The 13569-nt window shown below is 64.4% G+C and carries 11 protein-coding genes and 3 tRNA genes; 8 read left to right on the forward strand and 6 right to left on the reverse strand.

The annotated features are described in order from the left end of the window. The 3 genes from Q0C59_RS14570 to hrcA form a co-directional block, all read right to left on the reverse strand. Window positions 1-77, reverse strand: a tRNA-Arg gene (locus Q0C59_RS14570). 27 nt (window positions 78-104) lie between these two features. Next, a tRNA-Ile gene (locus Q0C59_RS14575) sits at window positions 105-181 on the reverse strand. Window positions 182-224: 43 nt separating this feature from the next. Beyond that, the gene (hrcA, locus tag Q0C59_RS14580) at window positions 225-1244 is read right to left on the reverse strand and encodes a heat-inducible transcriptional repressor HrcA (RefSeq protein WP_291216663.1); all 1020 of its coding nucleotides are present in this window, start codon (window positions 1242-1244) and stop codon (window positions 225-227) included. Window positions 1245-1338: 94 nt separating this feature from the next. Here hrcA and Q0C59_RS14585 point away from each other — a divergent pair, with 94 nt between their 5' ends. The 3 genes from Q0C59_RS14585 to rapZ are packed head-to-tail and all read left to right on the forward strand — an operon-like array spanning window position 1339 to window position 4874. Beyond that, window positions 1339-2256, forward strand: coding sequence for an NAD kinase (locus Q0C59_RS14585; RefSeq protein WP_291216665.1), 918 nt, complete (start codon window positions 1339-1341; stop codon window positions 2254-2256). A 45-nt stretch (window positions 2257-2301) separates the two neighbouring features. Continuing rightward, complete coding sequence (gene recN, locus Q0C59_RS14590) at window positions 2302-3945, forward strand: DNA repair protein RecN (protein WP_291216666.1); 1644 nt, start codon at window positions 2302-2304, stop codon at window positions 3943-3945. 14 nt (window positions 3946-3959) lie between these two features. Beyond that, a complete protein-coding gene (gene rapZ / locus Q0C59_RS14595) occupies window positions 3960-4874 on the forward strand; it encodes an RNase adapter RapZ (RefSeq protein ID WP_291216678.1) in 915 nt (304 codons plus the stop codon). On the opposite strand, the gene mutY is transcribed toward rapZ, so the two are convergent. The 3 genes from mutY to mutM form a co-directional block, all read right to left on the reverse strand. Next, a complete protein-coding gene (gene mutY / locus Q0C59_RS14600) occupies window positions 4871-5974 on the reverse strand; it encodes an A/G-specific adenine glycosylase (RefSeq protein ID WP_291216667.1) in 1104 nt (367 codons plus the stop codon). The genes rapZ and mutY overlap by 4 nt on opposite strands. Next, window positions 5971-7914, reverse strand: a complete 1944-nt coding sequence (locus Q0C59_RS14605) for a dynamin family protein (protein WP_291216669.1) — start codon at window positions 7912-7914, stop codon at window positions 5971-5973. The genes mutY and Q0C59_RS14605 overlap by 4 nt, the downstream gene beginning before the upstream one ends. A gap of 93 nt (window positions 7915-8007) precedes the next feature. Continuing rightward, the gene (mutM, locus tag Q0C59_RS14610) at window positions 8008-8823 is read right to left on the reverse strand and encodes a bifunctional DNA-formamidopyrimidine glycosylase/DNA-(apurinic or apyrimidinic site) lyase (protein ID WP_291216672.1); all 816 of its coding nucleotides are present in this window, start codon (window positions 8821-8823) and stop codon (window positions 8008-8010) included. A gap of 223 nt (window positions 8824-9046) precedes the next feature. On the opposite strand from mutM, the gene Q0C59_RS14615 reads away from it, so the two are divergent. The 5 genes from Q0C59_RS14615 to Q0C59_RS14635 all read left to right on the forward strand — a co-directional run bounded on the left by Q0C59_RS14615 (window position 9047) and on the right by Q0C59_RS14635 (window position 13382). Beyond that, entirely contained in the window at window positions 9047-10762 is a 1716-nt protein-coding gene (locus tag Q0C59_RS14615) for a tetratricopeptide repeat protein (RefSeq protein ID WP_291216673.1), read from the forward strand. 11 nt (window positions 10763-10773) lie between these two features. Further along, a complete protein-coding gene (locus tag Q0C59_RS14620; RefSeq protein WP_291216674.1) occupies window positions 10774-11232 on the forward strand; it encodes a lipoprotein insertase outer membrane protein LolB in 459 nt (152 codons plus the stop codon). 14 nt (window positions 11233-11246) lie between these two features. Then, a complete protein-coding gene (gene ispE / locus Q0C59_RS14625; protein WP_291216679.1) occupies window positions 11247-12137 on the forward strand; it encodes a 4-(cytidine 5'-diphospho)-2-C-methyl-D-erythritol kinase in 891 nt (296 codons plus the stop codon). Between the two features lie 95 nt (window positions 12138-12232). Then, window positions 12233-12309 (forward strand) — tRNA-Gln (locus Q0C59_RS14630). A gap of 98 nt (window positions 12310-12407) precedes the next feature. Then, window positions 12408-13382: a ribose-phosphate pyrophosphokinase gene (locus Q0C59_RS14635; RefSeq protein WP_056269363.1), complete on the forward strand. Its 975-nt coding sequence runs from the start codon at window positions 12408-12410 to the stop codon at window positions 13380-13382. Window positions 13383-13569 lie beyond the last annotated feature (187 nt).

The raw sequence follows: 13569 nt of genomic DNA on the forward strand, positions 1-13569 counted from the left end.
TGGTGCGGCTGGCAGGAATTGAACCCACGACCCCTTGGTTCGTAGCCAAGTACTCTATCCAACTGAGCTACAGCCGCGAAGCCTCGAATTATAGCAGCAATTTTTGGTAGGCCGTGTTGGACTTGAACCAACGACCAAAGGATTATGAGTCCTCTGCTCTAACCAACTGAGCTAACGGCCCTGCGCAGAAGGATTGTAGGGGTCGCCCCGAGCCGTCTCGCTGGTTACTTGTTGTGGCTCAGTGCGTTGCCTACCAGCTTGGCCGTCACGTCCACGATCTGGATCATGCGCTCGTAAGGCATGCGCTGCGGGCCGATCACGCCCAGCGTGCCGACGATCTGACCATCGACCTCGTAGGGCGCGGTCACGACCGACAGGTCTTCATAGGGCACCACCTGGCTTTCTCCGCCGATGTAAATGCGCACACCGTCGGCCTGGGCCGACACATCAAGCAGGCGGATGAGTTGGGTCTTCTGCTCGAAGAGATCAAACATGCGGCGCAGGTTGCCCATGTCGCTGGAAAACTCGGTCACCGACAGCAGGTTGCGTTCACCCGACACCACCACCTCGTCTTGCGCCGCGTCCCCCTCGGCGCCGATGTCCACCGCGACTTTCATGAGGTCGGCGATCTCGCCGCGCAAGGCGTCGACTTCGTGCTTCAGCCGTTCTCGCACCGCCTCCATGGTCAGCCCCGAATAGTGACTGTTGAGGAAGTTGGCGGCTTCAAGCAGCTGCGACTGGGTGAATGTGGCCTGCGTGTGGATGATGCGGTTCTGCACCTCGCCCTCGGGCGAAACGATGATGACCAAAACGCGGCGATCCGACAGGCTCAGGAATTCGATGTGCCGGAACACCGAGGCGCGGCGCGGGGCCGTGATCACGCCCACGAACTGCGACAGGCTGGAGAGCATGTTGGCCGCGTGGCTGATGACGCGGTGCGGCTGGCCGGCCTCGATGCCTGGCGCCGTCATCTCGTTCACGGGCGACAAGCCTTCGCGGCGCACGGTGAGCATGGTGTCGACAAACATCCGGTAGCCGCGCGCTGTCGGAATGCGTCCGGCAGAGGTGTGCGGGCTGGCGATCAGGCCGAGTTCTTCGAGGTCGCTCATCACGTTGCGGATGGTGGCTGGCGACAACTCCATGCCGGCTGCGCGAGCCAACGTGCGCGAACCCACAGGCTGGCCGTCGGCGATGTAACGCTCGACGAGGGTTTTGAGCAGCAGCTTCGCGCGGTCATCCAACATCGTTTCATTTTACGGAGAGACCGCTGCACAGTACCGTTTGTGGGCGAGGGTTTTCGGGCAATCCACCACAAACGGGCTATGTTGTAATTTACGCATGAGCATGCCCCCCGACACACGGTCCACCCCCACCCAAACGGGCCGTGCCCTGCGCTTCGCGCATGTGGTCATCGTCGGCAAATACCATGCACCTGGATCGCGAAACGCGGTCGACGAGATCGCCCACTTCCTGCACGACGAAGGCTGCGACGTGTCGATCGAGCAAGAGACGGCATTCAACACCGGCCTGACGCAGTACCCAGCGCTCACCGTGCCTGAGATGGGTCAACACTGCGATCTGGCGCTGGTGGTGGGTGGCGATGGCACCATGCTGGGCATCGGCCGCCAGCTGGCGCGCTACGGCGTGCCGCTGGTTGGCATCAACCAGGGGCGCCTGGGTTTTATCACCGACATTCCGTTTGAAGACTTTCGCGACAAGCTACGCCCCATCCTTCGCGGCGCGTTCGAGGATGACCCACGTTCGTTGATGGCAGCAGGCGTGTGGCGCGACGGCCGCTGCGTGTTCGAGGCCACCGCACTCAATGACGTGGTGGTCAACCGCGGTGGTGCGGCCAGCATGATCGAACTTCGGGTGGAGGTGGACGGGCACTTTGTGGCCAACCAGCGCGCTGACGGTCTGATCATTGCCTCGCCCACCGGCTCCACCGCCTACGCGCTCTCAGCTGGCGGCCCTCTGCTGCACCCGGCCATCGGCGGCTGGCTGATGGTGCCGATCGCGCCACATACCTTGTCCAACCGGCCGGTGGTGTTGCCCGGGCACAGCGAGATCGCCATGGAAATTGTCTCGGGCAAGGAGGCCAGCGCCAATTTCGACATGCAGTCTTTCACCAGCCTGCTGCACGGTGACCGCATCGTGGTGCGCCGCTCCGAGCATGCCCTTCGCCTGCTGCACCCGGTGGGCTGGAGTTACTTTGATACCTTGCGCAAAAAGCTCCACTGGAACGAAGGTGTCTGAGGACCCGGCAGAATCCATCCTGTCCCCAACCTCACACACCCCGACATGAGCCTCCGCCGCATTGCCCTGCGCGACTTCGTCATTGTGCAGTCCCTCGACCTGGAACTGGACCGAGGCTTCGGTGTGCTCACGGGCGAGACCGGCGCGGGAAAATCGATCCTGATCGACGCGCTTCAACTGGCGCTGGGCGCCCGGGCCGAGAGTGGCGTGGTGCGCGAAGGCGCCGCACGCTGCGAAATCGCCGCCGAGTTCGACGCACCCGCCTCTGTCACACCCTGGCTGGAAGAACAAGGTTTCCCGGTCGAAGACAGCCTGCTGCTGCGCCGCACGGTGGACACCGAGGGCCGCAGCCGCGCCTGGATCAATGGCAGCGCCGCCACCATGGCGCAGCTCAAGTCCCTGGCCGATGGTCTGGTCGACATCCACGGCCAACATGCCTGGCAGAGCCTCACGCGGGCAGAAGCCGTGCGCGACCTGCTCGACGCCTACGCCGGCATCAGCACCGCCGCGGCCATGCAGGCCTGGGGCCGGTGGCGCCAGCAACGCAAAACGCTGGACAACGCCACAGAAAGACAAAACACACTGCAGCAGGAGAGCGAACGGCTCGCCTGGCAGATCGCCGAGCTCGACAAACTCGCTCCCCTGCCAGGCGAGTGGGAAGAACTCAACACGCAGCACAGCCGCCTGGCCAATGCGCAAGGCCTGCTGAACGCCGCGCAAGCCGCCGTCACTGCGCTCGACGACGAAGAATCGAACGCCGCGGCACTGATCCACCGTGCACTCACGGCACTGCAGGCGCAGGCGCACATCGAGCCCCGGTTTGCGGACGGGATCGCCGCGCTGGAGGCCGCGCTGGCCCAGGTGCAGGACACTGTGCACAACCTGCACCAGTACGCGCGCCACACCGACCAGGACCCCGCCAGCCTGGAAGAGCTGGACCAGCGCCTGGCGCAATGGGTGTCGCTGGCGCGCCGTTACCGCCGCAGTCCGGATGAGCTGGCCGATGTGCTCGCGCAGTGGAAACGTGAGCTCGCCGCCATCGACCAGGCACTGGACCTCAACGCCTTGCAGCAAGCCGAGCGCTCGGCCTGGAAGGCCTTCAACGCCGAACTGCTGGGCATCACCAAGGAACGCCAGAAGGCAGCACCCAAGCTGTCGAAGGCGGTGACGCAAAGCATGCAGACCCTGGGCATGCAGGGCGGCGTGTTTGAAGTGGCCTTGCAACGACTCGAAGAACCCCAGGCCCACGGTTGGGAACAGGTGGAGTTTCGCGTGGCGGGCCATGCCGGCGCTACTCCCAAACCGGTGGGCAAGGTAGCCTCGGGGGGGGAACTCTCGCGCATTGCGCTGGCCATCTCGGTGGTCACCAGCCGGCTCGGACAGGCACCCACCTTGATTTTCGACGAGGTGGATTCCGGTATTGGTGGCGCCGTGGCGCATACCGTGGGTCAACTGTTGCGCCAGCTCGGGCGCGACCGTCAGGTGCTGGCCGTGACCCACCTGCCCCAGGTGGCGGCCTGCGCCGACCACCACCTGCTGGTGAGCAAACAGATGGTGGGCCGGCAAACGCTGAGCACGGTCACGCCCATCGGGCACGAGGCGCGCGTGATCGAACTCGCGCGCATGCTGGGCGGCAGCGAGAAGTCGGAAATCTCGCTGGCCCACGCCCGCGAACTCCTCTCCGCGTGAGCGCTCCAACCGCCATGGCTGCCACGAACGAAACCCCGATCCATCTGGTGCTGATCACCGGCATGTCCGGCTCGGGCAAGTCGGTCGCGCTCACCGCCCTGGAAGACGTGGGTTTCTATTGTGTGGACAACCTGCCGCCCGAGTTGCTCGAGTCCTTCATCGAACTCGAACAAAGCCACAAGGCCAGCAAGGTGGCCATTGCCATGGACGTGCGCAGTGCAGGCTCCTTGCCCGGGCTGCCCAAACGGCTGGCCCGGTTGCAGCACCACGCACAGCGCCCGGTCCACCTGACCACGGTTTTCCTCGACGCGACCACCGACACGTTGGTGCGCCGTTTCTCGGAAACCCGGCGCCTGCATCCGCTCTCGCTCAAACAATTCAATGACCAGCACCGGGCCCTCACAGACGCCATCGAACAAGAGCGCGACCTGCTCGCCGAACTGCGCGACCAGGCGCTGGTGCTCGACACCAGCCTGATCCGGCCCACGCACCTGCGCAGCCAGATCAAGGACCTGCTGGGTGCCACGCAAGCCCCGCTCACGCTGGTGTTCGAGTCGTTTGCATTCAAGCGCGGCATTCCGATGGACGCCGACTTTGTGTTTGATGTGCGCATGCTCGCCAACCCGCACTACGAGCCTCACCTCAAGCCTCTGACCGGCCGAGACGCGGCCGTGGCGGCCTACCTGGAGGCGCAGCCCGAGGTTCAGCAGATGGAGCGGCAAATCACCGACTTCCTGGCGCACTGGCTGCCGCAGATGCTGCGCGATCACCGCAGCTATGTGACCGTGGCCATTGGCTGCACGGGCGGACAGCACCGGTCGGTGTATCTGGTAGAGCAGCTCGCGCGGGTGTTTGGCGCGGACTGGTCAACGCGGGTCAGACACCGGGAAGCCGACAGCTGGCCCACGCCGATGGTGCCTGGCGTTTAAGGCTGCGCAAACAGGTCGGGCGTCCACACAGTCTGCAACAGGAGCTTCACTGGCGCAGGCAAGCCGTGCTGGCCCAGGCGCATAGCGTCCACCCACTGTCCTGGAGGCAGTTCGCCGGGCAAGGGCTCTGACCTGAGTTCCAGCAGCAAGGGGTGCAGCCGCAATTCACGATGGGTGAGGCTGTGCGAGACCGCGTCCAGTGCGACCAGCCGACCCAGCCAGGCTGAAGGCAAGCCAGCGCAGGCAGCCTGCTCGCTTTCAAACACCGGCGGGCAATACAAACCGGCCCAGATGCCACTGGCGGGCCGGCGCTGCAGCCAGACGCGCTCCGGCCCTTCGGAGAGCCTCACCAGCAGCAACCACCAGCTTTCGTGGCGCCGCTTCAAGGTGCGGGTCTTCACAGGAAAACGCTGCGGATCCCCCGTCTGGTGGCCCCGGCAAATGCCCTGCATGGGGCACTGCCCGCAGGCCGGACGGCTGCGGGTGCACACGGTCGCACCCAGGTCCATGAGCCCTTGTGTGTAAGCCGTCATATCGTCGGCCGATGGATGGGTCGGCAACAGCGCCTGGGCCAGCTCCCACAACCTGCGCTGGGGTTTTGTCTGCGCCAGATCGTCCTCGAACGCGAGCAAGCGTGTGAGCACCCTGCGCACATTGCCATCCACGATGGACACACGTTCACCGAAACAGAACGATGCGATGGCGGCGGCGGTGGAAGCGCCAATACCGGGCAAGGTCTCGAGCCCGGCGGCTGTTGAAGGAAATTCACCACCGTGCTGCTCCACCACTGCTTGTGCGCAGCGGTGCAGGTTGCGCGCGCGGCTGTAGTAGCCCAGTCCACTCCACAAGGCCATGACCTCGTCGCCTTCAGCGGCGGCCAGCGCGCGCACAGTGGGAAAACGTTCCAGAAACCGCGCGTAATAGCCCAGCACGGTGCCAACCTGGGTCTGCTGCAGCATGACCTCGGACAGCCACACGCGGTAGGGATCACGACTGCCCTGCCAAGGCATGCCGCTGCGCCCGGCGCGGCGCTGCCAGTCGATCAGCAGGGGTGCAAAGGTGGAAGGCAGATCGCCGCTCGGGCCACCGACACCCCTCATGCCGCCAGGGCTTCGGCGGGCTCTTCGTCGGGCGCGGCCAGCAGGTGGTCGGTCAGTTCGGACAGCTTGGTATCCAGCAGATTGAGCTTGGCCTGATGGGTCTGCAGCTCGCGGATGCGCTCGTCAAGACCGCCCGCCGCTTGCTGGATGCGCGAGACCGCTTCAATGCGCCGGGTGAAGTTGCGACGGCGCTCACGCAGCTGGGCATCGAGCTGTGCAGCCGCCGATTTGTTCCACAGCTCGACCTCGTTGACCGCGGTGTCGTACACGACCCTCAAGCGGCTCATGAGCGCGCGCGCCAGGCGTTCCGCAAATTCGGGATTCGCCAGCTTGAGCGCATTGCCCAGGCTCAGGTACTGCAGGTGGCTCTTCTCGATCAGGTCGAGGTCTTTCACATACTGGGCCAGTTGAGGGGACGTGGGTGCCTGCAAGGAGAAGCCGTACTCGGCGTTCAGGCTCTTGAAGCTGCCTTCCAGCATGGACTGGATGTCGCCCGCCATGCCGTCGGCTTTGGACATGTCGGCGCGCAACCGGTCAAAGGTGTGGTCGTACGCACGGCGCACGCCCAGCTTGATGCCTGGCTGCCGAAGCGCCTTGGACAACACCGCCACCTCGGCCTTGAGGTGCGTGGAGCTCAACATGGCAAACAGGTCTTTGAGCAAACGCAAGTGCACTGAGCGCACCGCCTGGATCTTGGCGCCGCTGGCGTCGAAATCGGCCTGCTCCTGCTCGATGCGCAAGCGCATCTGCTTGATCACGCCGGCGTTTTTGCCGCGCAAGCCTTCCAGCTCCTGGATTTGTTCAACCAGATCGCGCGAGCGCGTGTGCACCATGCGCGTGGTCTCCACCCGCAAGGACTGGATGCCGGTGGCCACCGCCGCGCTCAGGATCTTGCGCCGCTGGCCCAGCAGGTCCACGCCCAGGGCCGTTTCCAGCTCCATCAGGTTGCTGGCCTCAAGCAACTTCTTGTCGCGATTGACCTTGGCCAGCAAGCCCTTCTGGGCCGACACGGCCAGCACCTGGCGCGGCGAGAGACCCAGAATCTCGGCGGAGTCGGTGCGCTGCGATGCGATCTGCAATTGCACTTGCTCGGGCGAGCTCAGCGCGTCCCACATGGTGTCGATCTTGTTGAGCACCACCAGACGAGACTCTTTGCCCTCGCCCAACACGGAGAGGTGTTGGCGCCAGATGGTGAGGTCGGACTTGGTCACGCCGGTGTCGGCCGCCAGGATGAACACGACCGCCTGCGCTTGCGGCAACAGACTCACGGTCAGCTCGGGTTCGGCACCAATGGCGTTGAGACCAGGCGTGTCCAGGATCACCAGACCCTGTTTGAGCAGCGGGTGCGCCATGTTGATCAGTGCGTGGCGCCACTTGGGCACTTCCACCGTGCCATCGGCGCCGGTGAGCGGGTTGTCTTCGGGCGATTCATCGCTCCAGAAACCCAGACCCCGCGCTTCGTCCAGCGTGACGCGCCGCACCTCGGCCACCTTTTGAATGGCACGCGCCAATTGTTTGGGATCGTTGACATCCAGATCAACGCGCTCCCACTTGTCGGGGGCATTGCGCCAGTCCAGCAAGGACAGGGGTTGCAGGCGCGTCTCGATGGGCAACAACCTCAGGCAAGGAGGCACTTCCGCGTCGTACCCCAACTCCGTTGGACACATCGTGGTTCGCCCGGCGCTCGCCGGCATGATGCGGCGCCCATAGCCGGCAAAAAAAACCGCGTTGATCAGCTCCGATTTGCCGCGCGAAAACTCGGCCACGAAGGCCACCATGATCTTGTCGTTCTTGACCTGGGCATGCAGGCCATCGAGGCGCTCGCGGATGCCGGGCTCCATCAGGTCGTGGTCGGTCAACCACTCGGCAAGCAGGCGCAACCTCAACGCAAACTGCTTGCGCCACACGCCGTGCTGATCAAATTCCTGATTGAAACTCATAGGTCTGATGTTGTAACCACTGGTCAATATAGCATCGGCCCCCCTCGCAAAGCCGGGCGGCCTGCATGCCCGACAGCCGGGCCGATTCACCCTTCAATTTTTCTGGCAAGTGGTGCAGAAAAACGTCGAACGCTGCCCTTGGCGAATGGCCTTGACGGGTGTACCACATACCCTGCAGGGGTTCCCTTCCCGGCCGTAAACAAAAGCATCCAGCTGGAAGTACCCCGACTGTCCCTCGGCGCTGGAGAAATCCCGCAAGGTGCTGCCCCCCAGCGCCACCGCGCGGGTGAGCACCTGAACGATGGCCATGTGAAGACGCGCCGCGCGCGGCTTGCTCAGCCGATCCGCGCGCAACGTGGGCCGAATGCCGGCCATGAACAAGGCCTCCGACGCGTAGATGTTGCCCACGCCCACCACAATGCCACCGGCCAACAACACCTGTTTGATGGCCGAGCGGCGCAGTTGCAATGCACGGTGAAAAGCGAGCGGATCAAAGCCACCTTCCAGCGGCTCCACACCCAGGCCTCCCAGCAGCTTGGCGGCCGTGGCGCTGTCGAGCGCATCGGCATAGACCACCGCACCGAACCGCCGGGGATCGTGCAAGCGCAACGTCCCTCGACTGGTCAGCAATTCGAAGTGATCGTGAACACCCCGGGCAGGGAGTGCCTGGTCGAACTGCAAGCTGCCCGACATGCCCAGGTGCAGCAAGAGAACGCCCCGATCGAGGTTGAGCAGCAAATACTTCCCGCGGCGGGTCACCGACACCACCGAACGGCCCTGCAATGCTGCCTCTTCGCAACCCAGCGGCCAGCGCAACGGTTTACCCATTTGCACCCGCAGGATCGAAGCCCCCGCAATGCGGTCGGCAAAGCTGCGCCGGGTGACTTCAACTTCGGGGAGTTCGGGCATGGGACGGTGTTTTCTTTGCAGCATCCGGAACGCTTGTGCGGTCTTCAGATCAGACCCCTGCGCCCCGAAAACCTTCCATTATCATGACCCGATGAATACCTTGCACCGCGTAGAAGGCTCGTCCACCCAGCGAGCTCGCCCGCCGACTTTCGGTTGCGCGAATCCTGCAAGGTTGGTGCGGCAGTCGGTCCTGGCCATCGCCGCAGCTGTCTGCGTTTGGGGTGTGTCTGCCCAAAGCACACCCAACCAGGCCGCGCCGGCCGCTGCGGCGACCCCGGGCGCCGGCGAAGTGGTCAATTCGGCACTGAACGCGCCCCTGTTCTACCAATTGCTGCTCGGTGAACTCAATGTGCGGGGGGGCGAGCCCGGCACAGGCTACTCGTTCATCCTCGACGCAGCGCGCAAACAACGAGACCCCCTGCTTTACCGCCGGGCTGTCGAGGTGGCACTGCAGGCCAGATCCGGCGAAGCCGCGCTGGCGGCCGCGCGCGCCTGGACACAAGAGCTGCCCGGCAGCGCAGAGGCCCGACGCTTCGAACTGCAAATCCTGCTCGCACTCAACCGGGTCGGTGAAACGGGGCCGGTGCTGCAATCCATACTGAACGAGGCCTCGCCCGCCGATCGCAACGACACCATCAACGCGATTCCCCAGACCTATGCGCGCGTGACCGACAAGAACCAGGCGGCTGCCGTGGTTCGTGAGGCCCTTGGCCCCTACCTCAAACAGCCCGCCCACGCAGCCACGGCCTTCACGTCGATTGGCCGCATGTACCTGGCGCAGGACCAGCTACCCGAAGCGCTGGTGTCTGCGCGTCTGGGCCACACGGCCGAGCCGGCGTCTGCCTTCCCGGCCTTGCTGGCCCTGGAGCTCATGGAGCGCGGAGAGCAACAGGCCGAACCCATCGTGCGCCAGCAAATCGAGGCCGGCAACATCAACACGGCCGCCGACACTGCGGTGGCGCTGGCCTATGCGCGGATCCTGATCGACACGCAGCGCAACATGGAAGCCCGCGTGCAACTCGAAAGGCTCACAGCACGCCAGGCCGATCAGGCGGAGCCCTGGCTCTTGCTCGGCTCCTTGCAACTGCAGGAAAACGCCCTGCCAGCGGCCACCGCTTCGCTTGAGAAATACATGGCGCTCGCCCGGCAAGCGGGCGATGAACGCTCGGCCCGTGGCCTCACGCAGGCCTATTTGTTGATGGCGCAGATCGCGGAAAAACGTCAGGACTTTGCTGCGGCCAATGCCTGGCTGGACCGCATAGAAAACGCCGACGAGATCATGGCGGCGCAAATGCGCCGCGCATCGCTCCTGGCCCGCCAAGGCCAGATGCCACAGGCCCGGGCCTTGTTGCGCAGCCAACCCGAGCGGCGTCCCGAAGACGCGCGCCTGAAGCTGGTGGCCGAGGCGCAGTTGTTGCGCGACTTCAAGGCCTGGAAAGAAGCCTACGAGGTCTATGGCGAAGCCGTGGCGCGATTCCCCGATGAGGCCGATCTGCGCTACGACCAGGCCATGATGGCCGAGAAGGCGGGCAAGCCTGCCGACATGGAGGTGTTGCTGCGCGCACTGATCGCCGCCAAGCCCGACTTCCACCACGCCTACAACGCCTTGGGCTATTCGCTGGCCGACCGCAACGAGCGCTTGCCGGAAGCCAAGCGCTTGATCGAGAAGGCGGTGGAGCTGGCGCCCGGCGACGCCTACATCCAGGACAGCCTGGGATGGGTCGAATTCCGTCTGGGCAACACAGCCCGCGCGCTCGAGATCCTGCAAGCCGCCTATGGCAAACGCCCGGACCCGGAAATCGCAGCGCATCTGGGCGAAGTGCTGTGGGTGAAAGGCCAGCGTGAAGAAGCCCTCAAGATCTGGCGGGAGGGACTGATGCTGTCGGCCGACAACGAGACCCTGCAAGGAACGCTCAAACGCCTGCGCGTCAAGCCATGAGGTGGACAGCCTTGCTGGTCACCGTGGCGATGCTCTCCGCCTGCGCCACCCCGCAACGCGCCGTCCAGCCAGGTGAAGAGCTCTGGAGTGGCCGTTTGGCCATGACCGTGCAGAGCGATCCTCCCCAGTCCTTTTCGGCGGGCTTTGAACTGCGCGGCACACCGGACGCGGGTGAGTTGCAACTCACCTCGCCATTGGGTACATCTCTCGCCACCGTAATCTGGCTCCCCGGCAGCGCCGAAATGCGCCAGGGCGGTCAGGTCACCCGCCGGGGCAGCCTGGACGAGCTCACCACCGAACTCAGCGGCACCCCGGTACCGGTGGCCGCCCTCTTTGGATGGCTGCGCGGACAGGCAGGCGAGGTGCCGGGCTGGCAGGCCGACCTGACCCGCCAACCCGAAGGGCGCATCACGGCTCGCCGCACTTCCCCAGTGCCCACAGCCGAACTTCGGGTCGTCGTGCAACCATGACGCCGGGGACCCGCTTGCGTCGCCTGCTGGATGTGCCGGCGCCCGCCAAGCTGAACCTGTTTCTGCACATCACCGGGCGGCGGGACAATGGCTACCACCTGCTGCAGTCCGTCTTCATGTTGATCGACTGGTGTGACCGGCTGCATTTCGACTTTCGTGTGGACGGCCACATCAGCCGCGAAGACCTCACGCCGGGGTCGCTGCCGGCCGAAGACCTTTCGGTGCGAGCTGCCCGTGCTTTGCAGGCCGCCACCGGCTGCACCCACGGCGTGCACATCGCACTTGAAAAGCACCTCCCGGCCGAAGCGGGCATGGGCGGCGGCTCATCGGACGCGGCCACCACCCTGCTCGCGCTCAACCGCCTCTGGGGGCTGGGCCTGTCGCGATCACAACTCTCGGCCATCGGTCTCACACTGGGCGCAGACGTGCCCTTCTTCATCGGCGGGCGCCACGCCTGGGTCGAGGGCGTGGGAGAACAGCTCACGCCCCTGGCGCTGCCCTCTGCGCGTTTTGTGGTGGTCAAGCCCCCCGGCGGGGCGTCCACCCAACGAATCTTCAGCGCGCCTGAACTCAAACGGGACACAAAAACTGCTACAATCCAAGGCTTTGCTGCAAACGACTCGCGAGAAGATGCCCAAGCGATTGGGGTGGTCGATATCCAGAAAATCCTGGCTTTCGGACACAACGATCTTCAACCCGTGGCGCAGGCGCTGTGCCCTGACGTGGGGCGCTGCATTCAGTGGTTGCAAGACCAGGGTTTGCAGGGGCGCATGACCGGATCGGGCACGGCGGTGTTTGCGCAGATGCCGCACGCCATGCAACTGACCACCGCCCCGGGCGACTGGACGGTTCGTGAGTGCAGCAACATGGATGTTCATCCATTGCTCGACTGGTGCTCCGATTAGAATCGGCAAGCGTTCAGCCCAGGCAGTGGTTGCGCAACCTGCGACAAGGTTTTTTGGTGGTCTGTCCGGCTTTACGTTGAACAGATCGCCTGCGTAGGGGAGTCGCCAAGTTGGTAAAGGCACTGGATTTTGATTCCAGCATGCGAGGGTTCGAGTCCTTCCTCCCCTGCCACCGTTTTCATCACATCACGTACCCAACCGGCCGTTCCACGAACGGCCATTTTTTGACGGCGATCCATCTGGGCCGTCGTTCAAACAGCTGGGAACCCCATGCAAGTTCAGCCGCCGGATTTCATGATCTTCACCGGCAACGCCAATCCGGTGTTGGCCGCAGAGATCGCACAGCATCTGGGCACCCAGCTCGGTGCGGCCAATGTGGGGCGTTTCTCCGACGGTGAAGTCACGGTCGAGATCACCCAGAACGTGCGTGCGCGCCACGTGTTCGTGATCCAGTCCACCTGCTCGCCGACCAACGAGAACCTGATGGAACTCATCATCATGGTCGACGCGCTCAAGCGCGCATCGGCTGTGAGCATCTCGGCCGTCATCCCCTACTTCGGCTACGCCCGCCAGGACCGCCGCCCGCGTTCCGGCCGTGTGCCGATCTCGGCCAAGGTCGTTGCCAACATGCTGACCGCCGTGGGCGTGAACCGGGTGTTGACCATGGACCTGCACGCCGACCAGATCCAGGGCTTCTTCGACATCCCGGTGGACAACATCTACGCCTCGCCCGTGCTGCTGGGCGACCTGCGCCAGAAAAACTACCCCGACCTGCTGGTGGTCTCGCCCGACGTGGGCGGTGTGGTGCGCGCCCGCGCGCTGGCCAAGCAGCTCAACTGCGACATGGCCATCATCGACAAGCGCCGGCCCAAGGCCAACGTGTCGGAAGTCATGCACGTGATCGGCGACATCGACGGCCGCAACTGCGTGATCATGGACGACATGATCGACACCGCCGGCACGCTGGTCAAAGCCGCCGAGGTGCTCAAGGAGCGCGGCGCCAAACACGTTTACGCGTATTGCACCCACCCGATCTTCTCGGGCCCGGCCATCGAGCGCATCGCCAAGGGCAGCGCCCTCGACGAGGTGGTGGTCACCAACACGATTCCCTTGTCGCAAGCAGCCCAGGCCTGCGCCAAGATCCGCCAACTCTCCGTAGCACCGCTGATGGCCGAAACCATCGCGCGCATTGCTTCGGGCGAGTCGGTCATGAGTTTGTTTGCCGATCAGGACAACCTCTTCTAAGAGGCTCTGAAGGCAGCAAAAAGCGGGTGACCTCCATGGTGGAGGTCGCTCTTTCGAAACAGAGGCGTTCTGGTCGCGGAACCCCTCCACAGGAGTCAGTTATGCAATTCGTCGCTTTTGAGCGCGCCAAGCAGGGTACGGGTGCGAGCCGCCGTCTCCGCAACACCGGCCGCACGCCCGGTATCGT

It is taken from the genome of Hydrogenophaga sp. (genome assembly GCF_022844385.1).
Classification (GTDB): domain Bacteria; phylum Pseudomonadota; class Gammaproteobacteria; order Burkholderiales; family Burkholderiaceae_C; genus Hydrogenophaga.

Coding starts and splice junctions, on each gene's coding strand:
- Q0C59_RS14585 (WP_291216665.1), top strand. CDS start 1,339: ATGAGCATGCCCCCCGACACACGGTCCACCCCCACCCAAACGGGCCGT.
- mutM (WP_291216672.1), bottom strand. CDS start 8,823: ATGCCCGAACTCCCCGAAGTTGAAGTCACCCGGCGCAGCTTTGCCGAC.
- hrcA (WP_291216663.1), bottom strand. CDS start 1,244: ATGTTGGATGACCGCGCGAAGCTGCTGCTCAAAACCCTCGTCGAGCGT.
- Q0C59_RS14635 (WP_056269363.1), top strand. CDS start 12,408: ATGCAAGTTCAGCCGCCGGATTTCATGATCTTCACCGGCAACGCCAAT.
- mutY (WP_291216667.1), bottom strand. CDS start 5,974: ATGAGGGGTGTCGGTGGCCCGAGCGGCGATCTGCCTTCCACCTTTGCA.
- Q0C59_RS14605 (WP_291216669.1), bottom strand. CDS start 7,914: ATGAGTTTCAATCAGGAATTTGATCAGCACGGCGTGTGGCGCAAGCAG.
- recN (WP_291216666.1), top strand. CDS start 2,302: ATGAGCCTCCGCCGCATTGCCCTGCGCGACTTCGTCATTGTGCAGTCC.
- rapZ (WP_291216678.1), top strand. CDS start 3,960: ATGGCTGCCACGAACGAAACCCCGATCCATCTGGTGCTGATCACCGGC.